20 protein-coding genes and 1 riboswitch are annotated in these 19,627 nt (G+C 69.5%); of the genes, 3 read left to right on the forward strand and 17 right to left on the reverse strand.

Annotation, left to right across the window (positions count from 1 at the left end):
* From cobJ to ACSVDO_RS16405, 6 genes are all read right to left on the reverse strand, one after another.
* A complete protein-coding gene (cobJ, locus tag ACSVDO_RS16380; RefSeq protein WP_489593434.1) occupies positions 1 to 774 on the reverse strand; it encodes a precorrin-3B C(17)-methyltransferase in 774 nt (257 codons plus the stop codon).
* A 10-nt stretch (positions 775 to 784) separates the two neighbouring features.
* Positions 785 to 1,525: a precorrin-2 C(20)-methyltransferase gene (gene cobI, locus ACSVDO_RS16385; RefSeq protein ID WP_332536827.1), complete on the reverse strand. Its 741-nt coding sequence runs from the start codon at positions 1,523 to 1,525 to the stop codon at positions 785 to 787.
* Positions 1,526 to 1,535: 10 nt separating this feature from the next.
* A complete protein-coding gene (locus ACSVDO_RS16390) occupies positions 1,536 to 2,165 on the reverse strand; it encodes a precorrin-8X methylmutase (RefSeq protein ID WP_489593436.1) in 630 nt (209 codons plus the stop codon).
* Positions 2,149 to 3,405, reverse strand: a complete 1,257-nt coding sequence (locus ACSVDO_RS16395) for a nitrite reductase (RefSeq protein ID WP_489593438.1) — start codon at positions 3,403 to 3,405, stop codon at positions 2,149 to 2,151. The genes ACSVDO_RS16390 and ACSVDO_RS16395 overlap by 17 nt, the downstream gene beginning before the upstream one ends.
* Before the next feature lie 228 nt (positions 3,406 to 3,633).
* A riboswitch (cobalamin riboswitch) is annotated at positions 3,634 to 3,873 on the reverse strand.
* 66 nt (positions 3,874 to 3,939) lie between these two features.
* Positions 3,940 to 5,139, reverse strand: a complete 1,200-nt coding sequence (locus ACSVDO_RS16400) for a M20 aminoacylase family protein (RefSeq protein ID WP_489593439.1) — start codon at positions 5,137 to 5,139, stop codon at positions 3,940 to 3,942.
* On the reverse strand, positions 5,136 to 6,119 hold the full coding sequence (locus ACSVDO_RS16405; protein WP_489593441.1) for a Bug family tripartite tricarboxylate transporter substrate binding protein: 984 nt from the start codon (positions 6,117 to 6,119) through the stop codon (positions 5,136 to 5,138). Before ACSVDO_RS16405 ends, ACSVDO_RS16400 begins: the two co-directional genes overlap by 4 nt.
* A gap of 99 nt (positions 6,120 to 6,218) precedes the next feature.
* Between ACSVDO_RS16405 and ACSVDO_RS16410 the strand changes: the two genes are divergently transcribed.
* Positions 6,219 to 7,130, forward strand: coding sequence for a LysR substrate-binding domain-containing protein (locus tag ACSVDO_RS16410; RefSeq protein ID WP_489593442.1), 912 nt, complete (start codon positions 6,219 to 6,221; stop codon positions 7,128 to 7,130).
* 35 nt (positions 7,131 to 7,165) lie between these two features.
* The gene (locus ACSVDO_RS16415) at positions 7,166 to 8,470 is read left to right on the forward strand and encodes an amidase (RefSeq protein WP_489593443.1); all 1,305 of its coding nucleotides are present in this window, start codon (positions 7,166 to 7,168) and stop codon (positions 8,468 to 8,470) included.
* A gap of 17 nt (positions 8,471 to 8,487) precedes the next feature.
* Here the strand turns inward: ACSVDO_RS16415 and metC are convergent, their stop codons facing one another.
* From metC to ACSVDO_RS16435, 4 genes are all read right to left on the reverse strand, one after another.
* On the reverse strand, positions 8,488 to 9,696 hold the full coding sequence (gene metC, locus ACSVDO_RS16420) for a cystathionine beta-lyase (RefSeq protein ID WP_489593445.1): 1,209 nt from the start codon (positions 9,694 to 9,696) through the stop codon (positions 8,488 to 8,490).
* A 79-nt stretch (positions 9,697 to 9,775) separates the two neighbouring features.
* Positions 9,776 to 10,783: a Bug family tripartite tricarboxylate transporter substrate binding protein gene (locus ACSVDO_RS16425; RefSeq protein ID WP_489593446.1), complete on the reverse strand. Its 1,008-nt coding sequence runs from the start codon at positions 10,781 to 10,783 to the stop codon at positions 9,776 to 9,778.
* 26 nt (positions 10,784 to 10,809) lie between these two features.
* A complete protein-coding gene (locus tag ACSVDO_RS16430; RefSeq protein WP_489593448.1) occupies positions 10,810 to 12,384 on the reverse strand; it encodes a rhodanese-like domain-containing protein in 1,575 nt (524 codons plus the stop codon).
* A gap of 93 nt (positions 12,385 to 12,477) precedes the next feature.
* The gene (locus tag ACSVDO_RS16435) at positions 12,478 to 13,068 is read right to left on the reverse strand and encodes a cysteine dioxygenase family protein (RefSeq protein ID WP_332536846.1); all 591 of its coding nucleotides are present in this window, start codon (positions 13,066 to 13,068) and stop codon (positions 12,478 to 12,480) included.
* Positions 13,069 to 13,164: 96 nt separating this feature from the next.
* Between ACSVDO_RS16435 and ACSVDO_RS16440 the strand changes: the two genes are divergently transcribed.
* Positions 13,165 to 14,046, forward strand: a complete 882-nt coding sequence (locus ACSVDO_RS16440; protein ID WP_332536847.1) for a LysR substrate-binding domain-containing protein — start codon at positions 13,165 to 13,167, stop codon at positions 14,044 to 14,046.
* A 6-nt stretch (positions 14,047 to 14,052) separates the two neighbouring features.
* Here the strand turns inward: ACSVDO_RS16440 and ccmI are convergent, their stop codons facing one another.
* Genes ccmI through ccmC form a run of 7 tightly spaced genes read right to left on the reverse strand, consistent with a single transcriptional unit; the run spans position 14,053 to position 19,626 of the window.
* Positions 14,053 to 15,312 carry a c-type cytochrome biogenesis protein CcmI gene (gene ccmI, locus ACSVDO_RS16445; protein ID WP_489593450.1) on the reverse strand — a complete coding sequence of 420 codons (1,260 nt, stop codon included), beginning with the start codon at positions 15,310 to 15,312 and terminating at the stop codon, positions 14,053 to 14,055.
* On the reverse strand, positions 15,309 to 15,758 hold the full coding sequence (locus ACSVDO_RS16450) for a cytochrome c-type biogenesis protein (protein ID WP_489593452.1): 450 nt from the start codon (positions 15,756 to 15,758) through the stop codon (positions 15,309 to 15,311). The genes ccmI and ACSVDO_RS16450 overlap by 4 nt, the downstream gene beginning before the upstream one ends.
* The gene (locus ACSVDO_RS16455) at positions 15,755 to 16,273 is read right to left on the reverse strand and encodes a DsbE family thiol:disulfide interchange protein (protein ID WP_489593454.1); all 519 of its coding nucleotides are present in this window, start codon (positions 16,271 to 16,273) and stop codon (positions 15,755 to 15,757) included. The genes ACSVDO_RS16450 and ACSVDO_RS16455 overlap by 4 nt, the downstream gene beginning before the upstream one ends.
* Positions 16,273 to 18,276 (reverse strand): heme lyase CcmF/NrfE family subunit, encoded by a 2,004-nt coding sequence (locus ACSVDO_RS16460; protein ID WP_489593456.1) that lies wholly within the window; start codon positions 18,274 to 18,276, stop codon positions 16,273 to 16,275. Before ACSVDO_RS16460 ends, ACSVDO_RS16455 begins: the two co-directional genes overlap by 1 nt.
* Complete coding sequence (gene ccmE / locus ACSVDO_RS16465) at positions 18,273 to 18,734, reverse strand: cytochrome c maturation protein CcmE (protein ID WP_489596425.1); 462 nt, start codon at positions 18,732 to 18,734, stop codon at positions 18,273 to 18,275. The genes ACSVDO_RS16460 and ccmE overlap by 4 nt, the downstream gene beginning before the upstream one ends.
* The gene (gene ccmD / locus ACSVDO_RS16470; RefSeq protein ID WP_489593457.1) at positions 18,734 to 18,865 is read right to left on the reverse strand and encodes a heme exporter protein CcmD; all 132 of its coding nucleotides are present in this window, start codon (positions 18,863 to 18,865) and stop codon (positions 18,734 to 18,736) included. The genes ccmE and ccmD overlap by 1 nt, the downstream gene beginning before the upstream one ends.
* On the reverse strand, positions 18,865 to 19,626 hold the full coding sequence (gene ccmC, locus ACSVDO_RS16475; RefSeq protein WP_489593458.1) for a heme ABC transporter permease CcmC: 762 nt from the start codon (positions 19,624 to 19,626) through the stop codon (positions 18,865 to 18,867). Before ccmC ends, ccmD begins: the two co-directional genes overlap by 1 nt.
* Position 19,627: the final 1 nt, after the last annotated feature.

A 19,627-nucleotide genomic window follows, 5' to 3' on the forward strand; every position in this document is an offset into this window, starting at 1 on the left:
TCACGCATGGTGGTAGCTGCGCGGCGTATAGACATGGCGGCCCACCCGGCGCGTCAGGCGGTTGCCGACAATCACCACGGTGCGCATGTCGGCCATCTCGGGCGTGGCCGCGGCCAGCGCCACGACCTTGAGCGTCTCGTCGGGCCGGCTCACGTTGCGCGCAAAGCAGATCAGGCGCTCGGGCTCGCATTCATCTTTCAACGCCTGCAGCGCGCGGCTGAAGCCTTCGGGCCGTGATTTCGAGCAGGGGTTGTAGAACGCCATGGCGAAATCCGCCTGCGCGGCCAGGCGAATGCGCCGCTCTATCACCGCCGCCGGCTTGAGGTTGTCCGAAAGATTGATGCAGCAGAAATCATGGCCCAGCGGCGCGCCCAGGCGCGCGGCCGCGGCCAGCATGGCCGTGATGCCGGGCTGGACCTCGACCTCGACCGCGGCCCAGCGCCGCTGCTGATCGGGCGTCGCCCCTTCCAGCACTTCAAAGACGGCGCTGGCCATGGCAAACACGCCGGGATCGCCCGAAGACAGCATCAGCACCTGGCGGCCCTGGGCGGCGAGATCGAGCGCGGCGCGCGCGCGCTCGAGTTCCTCGCGGTTGTCGCTGGCATGCAGCTGCAGATGGCCCAGGCCCTGCAGGCGTTCGATATACGGAAAATAGCCAAACGCATCGGTGGCCGCGGCAATGCTGGCGCGCACCTGGTCGGTGATGAGCGCGTCGTCGCCCGGACCCAGGCCCACGATGCGCAGGCTGGCGCGCGCGGCTGCAGAATGGTTCATCGGGCGTGCCTCACATGTCGTTGGCCGGGCGCCGGCCCTGGCCGTGCACGATCACGATGGAGAAATACGGACAGCGCTCGGGCGCTTCGGCCAGGCGCATGACCTGCTGGTCGGCCATGGTGCCGTTGATCACCAGCCAGGCCTGGTCCAGCTTGCCCTGCTCGGTCAGCAGCGCGCGTATGCGGCCCAGATGCCGGCCGACCTTCATGATCACCAGCGCGTCCGAGCGCGCCATGTGTTCGCGCAGCGGCGCGTCGGGCAAGGTGCCGGGCAGCACGCTGAGCACATCGTCGCCCCAGGTGATGGGAATGCCGGTTGCATGCCAGCAGCCGACCATGCCCGGAATGCCGGCCAGCACTTCGACCGGCACCTCGCCCGCCTGGCGCAGGCGCACGTACAGGTGCATGAACGAGCCGTAGAGGAACGGATCGCCCTCGCACAGCACGATCACATCCTCGCTGCGCGTCATTTCCGTCAACCGCGACTGCCAGTCGAGATAGAAGTCCGACAGCTGGGCGATATAGCGCGGGTCGTTGTGCGGAATCTCGGTGGTCAGCGGGTACTCCATGGGGTACTCGGTGACTTCGGCGTGCAGCATGCCGTCGACCAGCTGGCGCGCCTTGCCCGGATGGCCGCGCTTGCGGAAGTAGGCCACATGGCGCGCATTGCGCAGCAGGCGGTCGGCCTTGACGCTCATCATTTCGGGGTCGCCCGGGCCCAGCCCGACGCAGACGATCTTTCCGCGGTTCATGGCAGCCCCTTCACTCGACCGGCGTGGCCAGCGCGTTCACGGCGGCAACGGTGATTGCCGAGCCGCCCAGGCGGCCCTGCACGATGGCAAACGGAATCCGGCCCCAGGCGCGCAGCGCGTCCTTGGACTCGGCCGCGCCCACGAAGCCCACCGGGCAGCCGATGATGGCCGCGGGCCGCGGACAGGCCGGGTCTTCGAGCATGTTGAGCAGATGGAACAAGGCCGTGGGCGCATTGCCGATCGCCACCACCGCGCCTTCGAGATGCTCGCGCCACAGTTCGAGCGCTGCGGCGCTGCGCGTATTGCCCATTTCGGCGGCCAGGCCCACGACGCGCGGGTCCTGCAGCGTGCAGATCACGGCGTTGTCGGCCGGCAGGCGCTTGCGCGTGATGCCTTCGCTGACCATGCGCGCGTCGCACAGAACGGGCGCGCCGCGCAGCAGCGCGGCCTCGGCGGCCGCGGCGAAATCGGCCGAGAAATGGATATGCGCGGCCAGCTCCACCATGCCCGCGGCATGGATCATGCGGCAGGCCACGCGCTCTTCGAGCGCAGTGAAGCGCGCGAGATCGGCTTCGCGGCGGATGATGCTGAACGACTGGCGGTAGATCTCGTCACCGCGCATCTCATAGGTATAGGTCATGTAATAGTTTTTTTAGGTTTGCCGGCGCGTCGGTGGACGCCGGCCAGGAAATCGGGGTGCGCGAATCGCTGCGCTGGTCGGCGCGGCCCAGGTCCAGCCGCGGCGCACCGCCAGCGTCCAGGCGCGCGACGATCACGGCGGTCGCATCCGCCGACAGCGCGCAGCACTTGGCGCAGCCGCTGACATGAAGGTGGGTGTCTGGCGGCACCTGGGCGGCCAGTGCCAGCGCCAGGGTCTGCGCCGGCGCGTGGCCCTGGGCGCAGCGCGGCGCGCCGGTGCAGGCCGAGACGCGCAGGCGCGCATCGTCGGCCTGGGTGATCCAATGCGCGGCATCGAGCGGCGCGGCAGGCGCCATCGCGTCCCAGGGCAGCAGCAGCGAACGCCAGGGTGTGACGCGGATCTCGGCGTCCGCAGGCAACTGCACCGCCAGTTCCGACATTTCCGCCGCGGCTATGCGGCCCAGCGGCGCGGCGATGACGCGGCCATGGACTGAATGCAGGCCAGGTGCCAGCGCTGCGCAGAAACCTGCGCCCGCCGCGCGCCAAGGCGCCATCTGCAATGCAGGCAGCGGCGGCGTACGGTGCGCGAGCAGAGCGCGCAAACGCGTGGGTGCGGGCGCCAGCGCCATGCGTTCGGCCGCAAACCACGCCGCGATCTCGACCGCGGCATCCACGGCCTGTTCGGCCTGCGCAAAGCAATACCAGGGCGTGGAATCTGCCAGCGCCAGCCCATAGCCCCGGTCCGCGCTGACCCACAGCTGCAGGTCCGCTCCCGTGGCCTGCATGCGCCGCGCCGGGTCGTCGACCAGCAGCCCGAACTTGCCGGGCAGCGCGGCCAGTCCCTGGCGCGCCAGCGCCTGCGGGCTCAGGCGCTGCACCGCCGCCAGCGACAGCGTCCGGGCCAGTGCATGCGTCGCGTCACCTGCGGCATACAGCGGCGTGCAATGCACGGCCGGCGCGAGATCGGCGTCGGCGTCTTCGGGCACCAGCCGCGCGGCAATCAGCCGGGCGCGCACCGTCTCCAGTTCGGATTCGCCCACGCCGCGCAGCTGCACATTGCCCAGCCGCGTCAACTCGATCTGGGGGTGGGCATGGGCCAGGGCCAGGTCCGCAAGCACGCGCCATTGCGCGGCGCTGAGCGCGGCGCAGTGCGGGCGCACGCGCACCATCCAGCCGTCCTGGGCGCGCATGGGCTGCCAGGCGGTAGGGCACCAGCCCTGGACCTTGATGGCCGCCGTCATCGGGGCAAGGGCGCGGCCGCCAAAAGACAGACATGCAGCGGCGCGGCCAGGGAGCCCCTCGGGCACCACCCTGCCCTTGCGGGCAGATCGCCAGATGCTTGCTGCATGCAAAATCAATCGTCAGTCTGGCCGCGTCCCGGGCCGGATGAATGAATCGTGCAGAGGGGTGAGAAATGCAAGGCGCGGCTGCACAGGCAGCCGTCCACCAAGCCCCATGCACTCCCGCTGCGGCCTTGTTCACAACAGGCCGGTCTCCGGACTCACAGAGTTCAGTCCAGCGGACTGAATTCCGCACACGCCTTCCCGCTTGCGCAGTGGCCGCCATCGGCGTGGGCGATGGCCTGTGTGCAGATACTCTGATTACCGTTGCGGGTGCAGTGCAGGGTTTGTGGAGGGTCCACGCACCTGCTTCCCGTTTCATTTCTGGCGTGCAATACGCCATGAAACACCTGTGATCGGGGCGAATCTTACGCTATGTGGCCATGCACCCGGACCAGCGCGTGATCGTCCCGGCGACCAGCCGGTGCATTGCACTCAGCGCAGAAAGCGCTCGGCGAGCTGGCTCCAGAACGCGGCGCCATAAGGCAGGTTGACGTCGTTGAAGTCGTACCTGGGGTTGTGCAGGCCGCGCCCGCCTTCGGCCGGGCCGTTGCCTATGCGCACCAGCGCGCCCGGGCAGCGCTGCAGCATATAGGCGAAGTCTTCGCTGCCCATGAGGCGCGGAAACTCGCGGTCCACCGCATCGGCGCCGACCAGATCGGTCGCCACCTCGGCGGCCAGCGCCACGGCGTCGGCGTCGTTGACGACCACGGGATAGCCTTCGACATAGTCGATCTCGGCGCTGCAGCCATGGGCCTCGGCCACGCCCGTGATCAGCGCGCAGATGCGCTGCTTGAGCAGCGCGCGCATTTCGGGCGAGAACGAGCGCACGCTGATGCCGATCTCGGCGTGGTCCGGAATCACGTTGAGCGCGTCGCCGGCGCGCAGCCGGCCCACGGTCACGACGGCCGATTCGGCGGGATCGACATTGCGCGCCACCACGGTCTGCAGGCTCATGACGATGGCCGAGGCCGCGACCAGCGGATCGACCGCAAGGTGCGGCCGCGCCGCATGGCCGCCGGTGCCGACGATCTTCACGAACACCCGGTCGCCCGCGGCCATGAAAGCGCCGCTGCGCAGCATGAAGCGCCCCTGCGGCATGCCAGGGTGGTTGTGCATCGCATAGACCGCGTCGCAGGCAAAGCGCTCGAACAGGCCTTCGTCGACCATGGCCTTGCCGCCGCTGTCGAAGCCGCGCTCCTCCGCGGGCTGGAAGATCAGGTGCAGGCTGCCGCTGAAACGCCGGTGGCGCGCCAGGTACTTGGCCGCGCCCAGCAGCATGGTCATGTGGCCGTCATGGCCGCAGGCATGCATGCGGCCCGCAACGCAGCTCGCGTGTTCGGCGCCCGTGGCTTCCTGGATGGGCAGCGCGTCCATGTCGGCGCGAATGCCCAGGCGGCGCTTGCCCTCGCCCAGGCGCAGCGTGCCGACCAGGCCGGTGCCGCCAATGCCGCGCGTGACTTCGTAGCCCCACTCCTGCAGCCTGGCCGCGATGAAGTCCGACGTGCCATGCTCGGCAAACGCCAGCTCGGGGTTGCGGTGCAGATGGCGGCGTATCGCCACCAGCTCCTGCTCGTAGGGCAGGAAGTCGTAGATGCGCGGGTACTCGCCTGAGCGCTCGAGGGTGGCTGTCATTCGAGAACGATGTTGTTGGCCTTGGCGATGCGCTGGTAGAACTTGATGCGTTCGACGATCTCGGCCTGGTAGGCCTGGGGCGACACGTCTTCGGGCACCATCATGCCCTTGTCCACCCAGGTCGCGCGCGTCGCCGGGTCCTGCAGCACCTTGCGCGTGGCGCGGTACAGCCGCTCGATGATGGGCGCGGGAGTGTTCGCGGGCGCGGCCAGGCCGGTCCACGAGGTCAGGTTCAGATCGGGCAGCTTGAGTTCGGCGAACGTGGGCACGTCGGGCAGCTGCGACACGCGCTGCGGCGCGGCCACGGCCAGTGCGCGCAGCTTGCCGTTGCGGATGTTGGCCAGGTTCGACGACAGATTGTTCCAGGTGAGCTGCACCTGGCCGGCCAGCAGATCGCTGAGCGCCACGCCCGAGCCGCGGTAGGGAATATGCGTCATCGGCAGCTTGGCCTGGTTCTTCATCAGCTCCATGCTCAGGTGCGAGACCGAGCCCGTGCCGGCGCTGGCGTAGTTCAGCTTGGCCGGATTGGCCTGGGCGTACTTGACGAGTTCGGCAAACGTGCGCACCGGCAGATCGGCGTTGACCAGCAGCACATTGGCCAGGCGGTCGATCAGCGTGATCGGCGCGAAATCCTTGACCGCGTCATACGGCAGATTGGGGTTGACGGCGGGGTTGACCACATGCGTGCTCTGCGAGGTGACGATCAGCGTATAGCCGTCGGGCTTGGCCTTGGCGACGTAGACCGAGCCCATCGCACCGCCGGCGCCGCCCTTGTTGTCGACCAGCACGGGAACGCCCAGCTCGCGGCTCAGGCGGTCGGCGATCAGCCGGCCCGAATTGTCCACCGAGCCGCCGGGCGTGAACGGCACGACCAGCGTGATCGGCTTCGAAGGGTATGCGGCCTGGGCATGCGCAGCCGCCAGCGGTGCCAGGGTTCCGGCCGCGGCCAGGCTTACGAATTCGCGTCTGTTGAAGTGCATGTTTGCCTCGATGAAGAAGGCGCGATGTTACGAACGCCGGCCGGCGCCGACAAACGACAATTTCATCCGACGCGATGACATAATGTAATCACCCTCATCATGAAGATCCGCTCACCTTCCCTGGTCGAACTGCATGCGTTTCTGGCCGTCTGTCGCCAGGGCAGCTTTAGGCGCGCGGCCGAGGAACTGTGCGTGACCCAGGCGGCCGTGAGCCGCGCCGTGCAGCGCCTCGAAGAGCATCTCGCGGGCGGCCGGCTGTTCGAGCGCCTGCCCGCGGGTGTGGCGCTGACGCCGCGCGGCGTGCAGCTGCGCAAGCTGACCGAGCGCCATGTGCTGGCCCTCGAATCGGCGGCCGAGACCATGGGGCAGCTGGCCCAGCCCCAGCGCGTGCGCCTGAGCGTGATTCCCACGCTGGCCATCCAGTGGCTGATGCCGCGCCTGCCGCTGTTCAACGAGCGCCACCCCGATGTGAACGTGGAGCTGCGCCAGTTCAAGCACGACGAGGACTTCACGCGCGACGACGTCGACCTGTGGATAGAAGTCAAGCGCCCGCGCCGGCGCTGGCCCGACCATATCCAGACGCGCTACCTGCTGGGCCGCGAACTGATTCCGGTGTGCACGCCGCGCTGGCGCAAGGAGTTTCGCGCACCGCAGGACCTGCAGCGCGCGACCCTGCTGCACCACACCAACTTTCCCGACAACTGGGAGCGCTGGTTCACCAAGGCCGGCGCGCCCTGCAAGCCCGCGCTGGGCCCGGGCTTCGATCTCACCATGCACCTGATCGTCGCCGCCAAGGCCGGCATGGGCGTGGCCGTGGTGCCCGGCTGCCTGGTCGAGCGCGAGCTGCTGCAGGGCGAACTGGTGATGCCGTTCGACATCGATGTGTCGTGCGGCCGCGGCTATTTTCTCTGCAGCAAGCGCGACACGCCGGCCTTCAGCGCGCGCGACAAGTTCGCCGACTGGCTTGCCGACCAGGCGCATGCGGGCGGGTCGGCCACGCACGCCGACTGAGTCCGGCCCCGGGCCGCCTGCTAAAGTCGCGCTCCATGACTTCCGTAGAACGCACCCAACAGGCGCTGCGCGCCATTGCCGATGCCGGCGCTGAAGGCGCCCGCATCTTCACCCAGGTCTATGACGCGCCGGCGCTGGCCGCCGCCGCCGCCGCCGATGCGCGCGCCGCGGCCGGCATCACGCTGGGCCCGCTCGATGGACGCATCGTCTCGATCAAGGACTTGTTCGATGTTGCCGGCGAAGCGACCACGGCCGGCTCCCGGGTGCTGCGCGACGCGCCGCCCGCGGCCCGCGACGCGGTGATCGTTCAGCGCCTGCGCGCCGCCGGCGCGGTCATCATCGGCAAGACCAACATGACCGAGTTCGCTTTCTCGGGCATAGGCATCAATCCCCACTACGGCACGCCGGGCAATGCGTGCGATGCGACGCGCATTCCCGGTGGCTCCTCCGCGGGCGCGGGTGTCGCCGTGGCGCGCGGCATGTGCGAGATCGCCATCGGTTCGGACACCGGCGGCTCGGTGCGCATTCCCGCGGCGTTCAATGGTGTGACCGGTTTCAAGCCCACGCAGGTGCGCGTGAGCCGCGAAGGCGCGTTCCCGCTGTCGTTCTCGCTGGACACCGTGGGCCCGCTGGCGCGCAGCGTGAGCGACTGCGCCCAGGCCGACGCCGTGCTGTCGGGCCAGCCAGCGCAGCCGCTGGCCGCGCGCGCCGTCGCCGGACTGCGCGTGGGCCTGCCGCGCGGCCTGCTGTTCAGCCAGACCGATGACCAGGTGCTGGCCGCATTCGAGGCGGGCGTCGCCGCGTTGCAAAGTGCCCGGGCGCGCGTCAGCGATCTGGCGCTGGACGAACTGCTGGGCGCGCCGTTCCGGCTGCAGGAACAAGGCACGCTGATTGCCGCCGAAGCCGCGCATATCCACGGTGCGCTGCTTGCCGCGGGCCGCGAAAGCGAGCTCGATGCGCTGGTGCTGTCGCGGTTGCGCCGCGGCGAGACCATTGCGGCCGCGCACTACGTCGGCGTGCAGCAGGCGCGCGCGCGGCTGCAGCCCCAGCTCGATGCCGCGATCGCCGATCTCGACATCCTGCTGCTGCCCACGGTGCCGGTGATCGCGCCGACGATAGCCAGCCTGGACGACGAAGACCTGTTCCACCGCACCAACATGCTGGTGCTGCGCAACCCTTCGGTGTTCAACTTCTACGACCTGCCCGCGGTCTCGCTGCCGCTGCCGCGCCAGTGCGGCGAAATGCCCGTGGGCTGGATGCTGGTGGGCAAGCGCAACGCCGACCGCGAGATGCTGGCCGTGGCCGCGGCGCTCGAGCAGTTCCTGCTGACGCTGGGCTGAAGCGCGGCGCGCCGCCCTCAGCTTTCGACTGGCCGCAGGTTCTCTAACGCCTGGGTCAGATCGGCGATCAGGTCGCTAGGGTCTTCCAGGCCGATATGCAATCGGACCACGGGGCCGCGCGCGCTCCAGTCCGTGACGCTGCGCGCCTGGTCCATGTGGGCCGCGGTCACCAGGCTTTCATAGCCGCCCCAGGACGCGCCCAGCCCGAACAGCTGCAGGCCGTCGATGAAGCGGTCCACCGCCGCGCTCGCGGTGCCGGGCGCAAGCTCTATCGACAGCAGGCCATTCGTTCCCTGGCAGTCGCGCAGCCACAGCGCATGGCCGGGATGCGAAGCCAGCGCCGGGCAGAACACCGTGCGCACCGCGGCCTGCGACTGCAGCCAGTGCGCGACCTGCAGCGCATGCGCCTCATGCATCTGCAGGCGCGCGGCCAGCGAACGCATGCCGCGCAGCACCAGCCAGGCGTCGTCGGGGCTGACGGTCATGCCGAAGGCATCGCAGCGCGCGGCCAGTGCCTCCCAGGCCGCGCGCGTCGTCGCCACCGTGCCCATCATCACATCGGAATGGCCCGACAGGTATTTGGTCGCGGCCATGACCGACACGTCGGCGCCCAGCGCCAGCGGCCGGTACTGGCAGCCCGAGCCCCAGGTGTTGTCCGCCACGACCAGCGCGCCATGCGCATGGGCCACGGCGGCCAGCGCCGGCAGATCGCACATCTCATAGACCAGCGAGCCCGGGCACTCGGCATACACCATGCGGGTGTTGGGCCGCAGTTTGGCCTGCAGATCGCTGCCGTCCGCCGCAAAGAAGCTGTACTCGATGCCATAGGGCTGCAGGAACTGCTGCGACAGATGGCGTACGGGCTGGTAGGCGCTGTCGGTCAGCAGCACATGGTCGCCGGGCTGGAGGTAGCTCAGCAGCGTCATGCCTATGGCCGCCAGCCCGGTGGGCAGCAGCCGCGTGCGATAGGCGCCTTCAAGCTCGCTGACCGCGTCTTCCAGCGCGAACGTGGTGGGCGTGCCGCGTGCACCGTAGCTGAAGACCCGGTCATGGCCGCGCGCCGCGCGCATCTCGCGCTGGTGCTGCGTGTTGTCGAACGTCACGGTGCTGGCCCGGACCAGCGGCGGATTGACCGCGCTGCCGCCCGTGTAGGCCGGGTTTCTGCCGGCTCTGAGCAGACGGGTGCGCAGTCCTGGGTCCGGAAAAGAGTTGCTGTCGGTCGTCATGGTGTGCGTGAAAAAATGCAGCCGTGCCCGGCGCGCGCCGCGCGCCGGCCGGGCGGGCCGCGTTGCAGGTCAATCCACTTCAATCCACTTTGGCGCCGGACAGTTTGACGAGCTTGCTCCAGCGCTCCACATCCTGGCGCAGCTGCGCCGCGAACGCTTCGGGCGTGCTGGCCACGACTTCGCTGCCGCCTTCCACAATCATGCGAGTGACTTCGGGAGTGCGCAGCGTGCGCACGATGGTCTCATTCAGGTAGGCCACGCGTTCGGGCGAAGTGCCGGCCGGCGCGAAAAATCCATACCAGTCCTCGAAATGGGTGTCGCGCAAGCCCATTTCCTCCAGCGTCGGCACCTTGGCGAACACGCCTATGCGCCGCGGACTGGTCACGGCCAGCGCGCGGATCTGCCCCGCCTGGATCATGCTGCCCACCGACGATGTCGAGGTGATCATCACATCGACCTGCTGGCCCAGCAGATCATTGAGCGCCGGGCCCGCGCCCTTGTAGGGCACATGGGTCATGGAGACACCGTTTTCCTTGGCCAGCACCACGCCCACCAGATGCGACAGCGTTCCGTTGCCGGGCGTGGCGAAGGTGATCTTGCCCGGATCGCTCTTGGTGCGCGCGGCCAGGTCGGCAAAGCTCTTGATCGGCGAAGCCGCCGCGACCACGATGGCAATCGGCGCGGCATTGATCTGCGTGATAGGCACAAAGCTCTTGAGCGGATCGAAGCCCGGCGACTTGTACAGCGAAGGATTGACCGCCAGCAGCGACACCTGGCCCGTGAGCAAGGTATAGCCATCGGGCTTGGCCTCGGCCACCGCGCGCGCGCCGATGTTGCCGCCGGCCCCGCCGCGGTTCTCCACCACCGATGGCTGGCCCGTGGCGTCGGTCAGGCGCGCGGTCACCCAGCGCGTGCTGGCGTCATTGCCGCCGCCCGGAGGGAAAGGCGAAATGAAGCGTATGGGCTGGTCGGGAAAGCCGTTGCGCTTGGCCAGCGGCTCGGCCGCGGCCGGCGCCAGCGCGGCCAGCGCAGCCAGCCCTACGAAGGTGGCAGCCAGCACTCTTTTCAGGGATGCGGTGGGGTTCATGGTCTTGTCTCCTGGTGATGGTGGGTTTAAGCGTGTTCCGCCGCTGTCTGGGGCAGCTTGAAGGCGGAACGCTCGAGCGCGTCGAGCTGGGGCAGCAGGCCGGTTTCCCAGGCCAGGTACTGCCGCGCAGCTTCCTTGTTGCCGTCGTGCCGGTCGTGCACGAAGAACAGATAGTCGATGCATTGCGCATCCATGGGCTGGTCGGGCGTGCCTTGCAGCGGCAGTCCGGCCTGCTTCCAGGCCGCCATGCCGCCTTGCAGCAGCGCCGGCGCGCGCGGCAGTTCCAGCGCCGCCCATTGCGCCAGCGCCGGCTCGTCGGCGATCAGCACCACGGGGCGGGTCTCGGCGCGCAGATCGCGCGCCAGATGCGGGCGTATGGACCACTGCGCGCCGCGCACATGGCCGGCGCGGTAGGCCATGCTGGGACGCAGGTCGACCAGCGCGACTTCGCCCTGCTCCAGGCGCTGCGCGAGTTCCCGGGCGCCGATCTCGGGCAATGCGGGCGGCTGCGGCGCGGCGCGCGGCACCAGCGCCAGCCCGCTGTGCAGTCCGTGCTGCAGAACACTGGCGTCATGCCCCATCTGCCGCAGCCAGCTGGCCACGACGGGAGCGCGCACGCCGTCGCTGTCGAACAGCACCAGCCGCGCGCCGCGCACACCCACGTACTGGTCGCCCGCCTGCATCAGCTGGCCGCCGGGCGTGTGCTGCGCGCCGGGCAGCGAGCCGGCCTCGAACTCCTCGGGCGTGCGCACGTCGCACAGGAACAGGCTGCGCTCGCCATCGGCGGCCCAGGCCTGCACCGTGGCCGCATCGACATGGGGCACTTCGAAGCGTTCGGCGAGCTCGCGTGCCGCGGCCCGCAGCGCCGTGTCGCCGGAATCGGCGCCATAGCGGCGCGCGCCGCCATGCTCCAGCGTGTAATCCGCGAGATACCAGCCCTGCGTGCCGTTTTCCAGCGCGAACACCGGGTTGGGCAGGCCCAGATTGATCAGCGTCTGCGCGCCCATGATGGAGCGCGTGCGGCCCGCGCAGTTGATGACGATGGGCGTTTGCGCGTCGGGCACCAGGCTGCGAATGCGGTAGGCGAGTTCGCCGTTCGGGCAGCACAGCGCGCCGGGAATGTTCATCTTGTGGAACTCGCTCACAGGCCGGCCGTCGAGCACCACCAGCGGCTCGCCCGCGGCCTGCATGGCAGCGAGCTGCTGCGCCGTGATGCGCGGCGTGCCATAGGCATGCTCGACCAGCTCGCCGAAGGTCTTGGACGGCAGATTGACGCCCGCAAACAGCCGGTAGCCGGCCGCGGTCCAGGCGCGTGTTCCGCCGTCGAGCACGGCCACTTGGCTGTAGCCCAGCGCCGCCAGACGCGCCGCGGCACGCTCGGCCACGCCCTCGGCTTCGCCGCTGTCATAGACCACGGTGCGCACGCCCTGGCGCGGCACCAGGCGCGGCGCATCGACTTCGAGCCGGCTCAGGGGCAGCGGCGTGGCATAGAACAGATGGGCCTCGCCGTACTGGCCGTGTTCGCGCACGTCAAGCAGCGCGATCTCCCGGCCGTCATGCAGCCAGGACTTCAGAAGGGGAGCGGTGACGTATTCAGTCATTGCGGTTTGGGGGAAATTTGGACAACACCGCTCCCGTGCGCCTTCGAGGCGCACCGGTGCAAATGCGGAAGATGGAAAGAGGGAAGCGGCTGCTCAGCGGCGCGTCTGCACGCCGATTCCCATGGTCTGGCAGGTGCCGGTCTCGAGGTCGTAGCTGGTGCGCGCAGTAAGCGTCTCCAGCGCCCGGCCGTACATGTGCAGATGGCGTATCACCTGATCGCCGCGGATCTCCACCGCGTGGATGTCTTCGGGCATCAGCGCAATGCCCTGGCCCGGAGCGACCACCACCAGATCGGTCTCGCGCAGCGTGCCCTGGCCCGCGACGCTGCCGTCATCGGTGCGCTCGTAGACGCGGTTGTGCTCCGTGCCCTCGACGGCCGCAATGCAGGCCCAGGTCGTGTGGTTGTGCGGCACGATGCGCTTTCCGGGGCGCATGACGTTGAGATACAGCGCATAGCTCTGGTCAGCGTCCTCGGCAATGAGGTAGCGGGCCTGGTGCTCGCCCGCTTCGGGCGCCGGGTAGTCGGCCTGCTGCCACAGCGCGGTCTGGCCGGCAAGCCCGTCGAGCGCCTGCAGCACCGTCTCCAGGCTCTGGCGGTTCACGGGCGCGGCGCCGATCGCGCTCTTCATCGTGTCAATGGCCTGGGTCACGGCCTGCTGGCGTTGTTCTGTCATCGTGTTCATGGAATGCCTCGTCAAATCGGTACAGTCCACTGTAGTCAAGCCCCGCCAAGGAAACAATCCATGTCTGCCCAACGAACACTTCAATAAAATTAAAGTATGGAGACACTTGATCTTGACCTGCTGCGCACCCTGACGACCATTGCCGCACAGAAAAGCTTTGCCGCGGCCGCGGTGCAGCTGGGGCGCACGCAGTCGGCCATCACATTGCAGATGCAGCGGCTGGAAGAACGCATAGGCCACCCGCTGTTCGAGAAGCAGGGCCGGCAAAAGCAGCTGACCGAGCGCGGCCAGCGGCTGCTGGGCTATGCGCGCCACATGCTGGCCATCCACGACGAGGCCTTGCGCAACCTGCAGCAGCGCCAGGTGCAAGGCCTGGTGCGCATAGGCGCGCCGCACGACGCGGCCGACAACATGCTGCCGCCCGTGCTGCAGGAGATCGTGCTCAACTTTCCCGGCATGCAGGTTGCCGTCCATGTGGGGCGCAGCCCCTTTCTGATGGAATCACTCAAGCAGGGCGAGCTCGACCTGGCGATCTCCAACCGCGAGGATGCTGGCTACGAAGGCTTTGTGCTGCGCTCCAGCCCCACGGTCTGGCTCTGCGGCGCCAACTATGCGCACGACCCGGCCAAGCCGATACCGCTGGTGCTGGCCGACGGCCCCAGCATCTTCAGCCGCGTGGGCTGCGACGCGCTCGATGCGGCCGGCATCGCCTGGAGCAAACGCCACATGTGCACCAGTCTTGTCGGCATACGCGCCTCGCTGCGCGCCGGCCTGGGCGTGACCGCGCGCGGCGTGGAGCAGCTGGATCCTGGCCTGCGGGTGCTGGGCAAGGGCGACGGCATGCCGGCCTTGCCCGATCTGGTCTACAGGCTCTACATCCGCAGCCATGTCGTCAATCCGATCACGCGCCAGGTGTTCGAGAACCTCAAGGCGCGCATGCACCAGCCCGGCGCCGCGCAGCCACCGATGATTGCCTGAGCGCGCTCAGCGGCCGGGCATCTCGAGCCGCAGCGCGCTGTCGCCGGGCTTGACCGTGATGGTGGCGCTGCGCAGATCGTCGGCCGCGGGCAGCGCCGCGCCGCTGGGCGACAGCCGCACGGCAATGCGCAGTGCCGCGAAATCCGTCATGTCGACGGCCGGGTTGAGCAGATGCTCCGCGCCCAGCGCAAACCGTGCAGGCAGCGGCCTGGCCGGCAGGCGCAGCACGGCAACCGGCTGGGGCTGGGCGTCGGCGCGCACGATCACGAACACCTTGGCTTCGCGCGGCAAGGGCATTGCCTGCACCGATGCCGGCCAGTGGATTTCGCCCGACAGCCGGTCCGCGCGCGCAGCGGCCGGCGGGGTGGGCGCTGCCGGTGGCGGCGCCGACGCGTCCAGCGTCGCTAGCTGCAGCAGGTCGTCCTGCACGCGCAGCGCGATGTCCGACCCGGGCTCGAGCAGCGCCAGCAGCGCGCGCCAATGGGTCGCGGCCAGCGCGAAATCGCCCTGGCGCACGGCCGCGCTGCCGGCCAGCGCCAGCGCCTTGTGCTGGCGCGGATCGAGGCGCAAGGCCTCCTCTATCGCCGCGCCGGCCTGGCCTTGCAGATCGCCGCCCTGGGCCGAGCCCAGCGCATCGGCCATGTCGGCCAGCAGGCGCGCTTCCAGCTCTCTGTCGGGTTCGCCCTGGCGCGCGCCGACGAGGGCCTGCGCATAGGCCCGGGCCGCGGCGTCGTAGCGCTCCAGCGTCTCGTACGAGCGCGCCAGCATCACCCAGCCCGGCACATTGCGCGGCTCGGCGCGCAGCCGCCGCGCCAGGCCTTCGACCATGGCCTCGACCTGGGCGTCGGCACCGCCATGGCCCACCTCATCGGCCTGCGCCAGCCGCGCCGCGGCCTGGGGATCGCCGACCTGCAGATAGAGCGCGAATGCCGCCACGGGCAGCAGCACGGCCAGGCCCAGGGCGCTGGCGCGCGGCAGCCACGGCCAGTGGCGCGCGCGTGGCTGCGCGGGACGGTGCCCGAGCTCGGCCAGCAGGCGGCGCTGGAGTTCGTCCCTGGCCTGGCCATGTTCCAGGTCGCTCAGGTGGCCGGCGCGCTGCTCGCGCGCCAGCTCCTCCCATTGCGCCTGATAGAGACGGCGCAGCACGGCGTCGCTGCGGATCTCGCCGGGGCCTGCATGTTCGCGCAGCAGCGGCGCCAGCAGCACCGCAAGGCTCAGCAATATCAGCGCCAGCGCGCCCAGCCACAGCCAGTGCATCGGGGTCATGGGCGATTCTCCTCATCGGTCTGCTGCAGCCAGTCGTTGGCGCGCTCGCGCTCGGCAGGCGTCAGCGGCATGGCGCCGGCCGAGCGCTGCTTGAGCGTCCTGCGCAGCAGCGCCAGGCCCGCGAACACCGCCAGAAACGGGCCGCACCACAGCAGCCAGGTCGAAGGCCGCCAGGGCGGCGTATAGCGCACGAAGCTGCCGTAGCGCTGCTCGAAGAACGCCACGACTTCGGCGTCGCTGCGGCCCTGCGCGAGCTGCGCCTTGATCTCCTCGCGCATGTCCTTGGCGATGGGCGCCTGCGATTCGGCCACGGTCTGGTTCTGGCATACGACGCAGCGCAGCTTCGCGGCCAGCGCGCCTTCGCGCTGCGCAAGGCCTGCGTCGGCCCTGGCCTGCAGCGCCAGCGCGGCCCAGGCCATCAGCAACATGGTGTGGCGCATCTTCATTGCACGGCCTTCACGACAGGCAGCAATTTCTGCTGCCAGACTTCGGCCGTCACCGGCCCCAGATGGCGGTAGCGCACGCGGCCCTGGCCGTCGATCACGAAGGTCTCGGGAACGCCCTGTATGCCGAAGTCCATGCCCGTGCGGCCGTCGGCGTCCACGGCCGAAGCGACATACGGGTTGCCCGCGACGCGCAGCAAGGCCCTGGCCTTGTCGGGCTGGTCCTTGTAGTTCAGGCCGTAGACCGGCACCTGGTCGCGGCGCGAGAATTCAAGCAGCAGCGGCAGCTCCTGGCGGCAGGGCGCGCACCACGAGGCCCAGACATTGAGCAGCCAGACCTGGCCGCGCAGCGCGGCCTGATCGAACGGCTGGCGCGGGTCTTCCAGCAAGGGGCGCGCGATGGCCGGCGCCGGCTGATCAAGCAGCGCGGTCTGCAGCGCGCGCGGATCGCGCTGCAGTCCCAGGCCCAGCATCACGGCCAGCGCGAGAAAGATCGCCAGAGGCAGGGCAAAGCGCATCAGGCCGGCCCTTCCTGCAGAGCCGCCGCAGCGCGCCGGGGCGCACGCTGGCGCGCAACGCGAAAGCGCGCGTCCATCAGGCTCAGTCCCGCGCCCAGCGCCATCATCAGGGTGCCCAGCCAGATCCAGTCCATGAACGGCTTGATCTGCAGGCGCACGCTCCAGCTGCGGCCGGCTTCATCGAGCGGCTCGCCAAGCGCGACAAACACATCGCGCGTCCAGCCGCTGTCGATGGCCGCCTGGCTCAGCCCCATGGTCTGCGCGCGAAAGACGCGCTTCTCGGGAAACATCAGCCATTCCTCATCGCCGTGGCGCACGCTGAACTGCGCGCGCTGGGCATCGTAGTTCGGGCCGGCCGCGGGCGCCAGGCTGTCGAAGCGGAAGCGGTAGCCCGCCAGCTCCACGGTTTCGCCCTGGGCCACGCTGGTCTCGCGCTTGCTTTCCAGCCCGTCGGCCAGGCTCACCGCGAGCACGAAGATGCCCACGCCCGCATGCGCCATCAGCATGCCCCACCAGCCCCAGGGCTGGCGTGCCAGCCGCTGCCAGCCCTGCCCCTCGCGCCAGCCCGGCGCCAGGCGCTGCCAGGCATGGGCCAGCGTGCCGAACACGCACCACAGGCCCAGCGTCACGCCCAGCAGCGTGGCCGGCGAAATGCGCGGCCCCAGCCGGCCGTTGGACAGCAGCAGCACCACGGCGCAGACCACGGTCCAGGCCAGCGCGGCGCGCAGCCGGCGCCAGATCTCGGCCCAGGTGCTGAGCTTCCAGCGCGCGACCGCACCCAGAGCCATCAGCGCCACGGCCGGCAGCACCAGCGGCAGGAAAACGGCCTGGAAATACGGCGGGCCCACGGAGATCTTCTCGTCGCGCAGCACGTCGAGCGCCAGCGGGTACAGCGTGCCTATCAGCACAGCCAGCGCGGCCGCGCTGAACAGCACGTTGTTGACCAGCAGCAGCGTCTCGCGCGACAGCAGGCCGAACTGGCCGCCGCCCTGGCCCAGCGACGCGGCGCGCCAGGCAAACAGCCACAGCGAGGTGCCGACCACGGCCACGATGAAGCACAGGATGAACAGCCCGCGCCCCGGATCGACCGCGAACGCATGCACCGAAGTCAGCACGCCCGAGCGCACCAGAAACGTGCCCAGCAGGCACAGCGAGAACGCGCAGATCGCCAGCAGCGCCGACCAGCTGCGGAACGCGCCGCGCTGGTCGGTCACGATCAGCGAATGCAGCAGCGCCGTGCCCAGCAGCCAGGGCATGAAAGAGGCGTTTTCCACCGGGTCCCAGAACCACCAGCCGCCCCAGCCGAGCACGTAGTACGCCCAGGCGCTGCCCAGCAGAATGCCCAGCGTCAGAAAGCCCCAGGCGGCCAGCGTCCAGGAGCGCGACCAGCGCGCCCAGGCCGCGCCCAGCTCGCCCGAAATCAGCGCCGCCAGCGCAAACGCGAACGGCACGGCAAAGCCCACATAGCCCATGTAGAGCAGCGGCGGGTGAAACACCATGCCCGGGTCCTGCAGCAGCGGGTTCAGGTCCTTGCCTTCGAGCGCGGCCGGCACCAGGCGCGTGAACGGGTTCGACAGGAACAGCAGGAACAGCAGCAGGCCCACGCTGATCCAGCCCAGCACCGCGAGCACGCGGGCGACAAATTCGGGCGGCAGCGCGCGGCTGCGCCAGGCCACCGCCAGCGTCCAGCAGGCGAGCATCACCTGCCACAGCAGCATCGAGCCTTCATGCCCGCCCCAGACGGCCGTGAGCTTGTAGACCATGGGCAGCTCGCTGTGCGAATTGGCCGCCACATAGAGCACCGAGAAGTCGCCGGCCCAGAAACACCAGGTGAGGATGGCAATCGACAGCAGCGACAGCAGGCAGTGCAGCGCCGCCGCCGGCCGCGCCAGCGCCACCCAGCTGCGAATGCCCAGCTGCGCGCCGGCCAGCGGCAGGCAGGCCAGCAGCGCCGCGACGATCAGCGACAGCACCATGGAGAAAACGCCCAGTTCAGCGATCATGGCCTGGCCTTTTCTTGCTTCGCATCTTCGAGCGCGTCCTTGAGCGCTTTGGCGGCTTCGGGCGGCATGTAGTTCTCATCGTGCTTGGCCAGCACTTCGGTGGCGCGGAAGATTCCCGTGGGCAGCAGCAGGCCGGCGACCACCACGCCCTTGCCTTCGCGAAACAGATCGGGCAGCAGGCCCTGGTACTGCACGGCCACGCGCTGCACCTGGTCGGTCACCACAAACTGCACCTGCACGCCGCCTCCTGCAGCGCCGCCGCGCTGCACCGAGCCGGCCTCGACCAGCCCGCCCAGCCGGAACGCCGCGCCCTGCGGCGCCTCGCCCGCATGCACCTGGCTGGGGCTGTAGAAGAACATCACGTTGGCATCGAGCGCGCGCAGCACCAGGGTCACGGCCGCGGCGACCAGCACCACGCCCGCGAGCACCCAGAGCAGCCGCCGTTGGCGCGGTTTGATCACGGCATCTCCTTGTCGTGCACGGCGCAGCGCGCGCGCCGGCTGCGCCGCCACAGCAGCAGCACTTCGGCGACCAGCAAGGCCGCGCCCAGGCCATAGGCCAGCATCAGATAAAAGCCATGGTTTTGCATTACAGCTGCTCCTCCTGGGCACGCTCGAGAATCAGGCAGCGGGTGCGCACCAGCGCCACCGCCAGCGCATAGGCCCAGCAGGCCAGCGCCATCAGCAGCATGCCCGCCAGCATGGTCTGGTTCATGCTGGGCGCGGCGTCCCAGCGTATGGTCGCGCCCTGGTGCAGTGTGCTCCACCACTGCACCGAGAAATAGATGATGGGAATGTTCACCACGCCGGCCAGCAGCACGATGGCGCCGGCGCTGTCGGCGCGCTGCGGGTCCTCTATGGCCGAGACCAGGCCCAGGTAGCCGAGGTACAGGAACAGCAGGATCAGCTCCGAGGTCAGGCGCGCATCCCAGACCCACCACGCGCCCCAGGTCGGCTTGCCCCAGGCCGCGCCGGTCCACAGCGCGATCACGGTGAACAGCGCGCCCGTGGGCGCCAGCGCGCGCGCCAGCAGCGGCGACAAGCGCGTGCGGTAGACCAGGCCCAGGCCCGCATGCGCGGCGGCAATCAGGTAGATGAACATCGACATCCAGGCCGCGGGCACATGCAGGAAGATGATGCGGTAGACCTCGCCCTGCTGGTGGTCGGTCGGGGCCAGCACCAGGCCCACCCACAGCCCGGCGGCGGCCAGCAGCAGCGCCAGCGCGGCAAACCAGGGCCAGGCGCGGCCGGCCCAGTCAAAGAACACCGGCGGCGAAGCCAGCTGGCGCCAGCGAAAGCCGGACTGCGCCGCCTGCGGCGCGCGCGAAGTTGCGGTCAAGAGCTTGTTCATA

This window comes from Comamonas sp. DB36 (genome assembly GCF_057914905.1).